The 1,122-nt window shown below is 60.7% G+C and carries 1 protein-coding gene; it reads right to left on the bottom strand.

All coding sequences use genetic code 11. The features are described from left to right. Nucleotides 1-1,121: aldehyde dehydrogenase family protein (locus PMI35_RS05995; RefSeq protein ID WP_008064329.1), on the bottom strand; the 1,121-nt coding region annotated here is incomplete at its 3' end. Between the last annotated feature and the right edge of the window lies 1 nt (nucleotide 1,122).

The raw sequence follows: 1,122 nt of genomic DNA, 5'->3' as shown, positions 1-1,122 counted from the left end.
ACGTTGGTCAGGATGGTCGGCTCGAAGAAGTTGCCTTCCATCGGCTTGCCACCGGCCAGTACGGTCGCGCCTTTGCTCAGGGCGTCGGCGATGTGTTCTTGCACCTTGGCCACGGCTTTTTCGTCGATCAGCGGGCCAGTGGTGGTGCCGTCTTCCAGACCGTTACCGATCTTCAGCTTGGCAACGGCCACTTTCAGCTTCTCGGCGAAGGCGTCGTAGACACCGTCCTGAATGTACAGACGGTTGGCGCAGACGCAGGTCTGGCCGTTGTTGCGGTATTTGGAAATGATCGCGCCTTCGACGGCCTTATCCAGATCCGCGTCGTCGAACACGATGAACGGTGCGTTGCCGCCCAGTTCCAGGGACACTTTCTTGATGTCCTTGGCGCATTCGGCCATCAGTTGACGACCGATTTCGGTTGAACCGGTGAAGGACAGCTTGCGCACGATCGGGTTGCTGGTCAGCTCGGTACCGATGTCGCCGGCGCTGCCGGAAACAACACTGAACACGCCAGCCGGGATGCCGGCACGCTGGGCCAGTTCGGCCAGGGCGAAAGCGGAGTACGGGGTTTGCGAAGCAGGCTTGAGCACCATGGTGCAACCGGCGGCCAAGGCCGGGCCAGCTTTACGGGTGATCATTGCCGCCGGGAAGTTCCACGGGGTGATGGCCGCGGTCACGCCGATTGGCTGCTTGATCACGATCAGGCGCTTGTCTGGCTGGTGGCCCGGAATCACGTCACCGTAGATACGCTTGGCTTCTTCGGCGAACCATTCGATGAAGGAAGCGGCGTAAACGATTTCGCCCTTGGCTTCGGCCAATGGCTTGCCTTGTTCCATGGTCATCAGGCGAGCCAGATCGTCCTGGTTCTCGATCATCAGTTCGAACCAGCGACGCAGTTTGACCGCACGTTCTTTGGCGGTCAGTGCACGCCAGGCCGGCAGCGCCTTGTCAGCGGCTTCGATCGCACGGCGGGTTTCGGCAGCGCCCATTTTCGGCACGGTGCCCAGGATTTCGCCCGTTGCCGGGTTGTTGACCTTGATCGTCTGACCGTTGTCCGCGTCTACCCAAGCGCCATCGATGAAGGCTTGCTGGCGGAACAACTGGGTGTCTTTAAGCTGCATG

Source organism: Pseudomonas sp. GM78 (assembly GCF_000282475.1).
GTDB lineage: Bacteria > Pseudomonadota > Gammaproteobacteria > Pseudomonadales > Pseudomonadaceae > Aquipseudomonas.
This window is presented reverse-complemented; position numbering and strand designations above follow the sequence as displayed.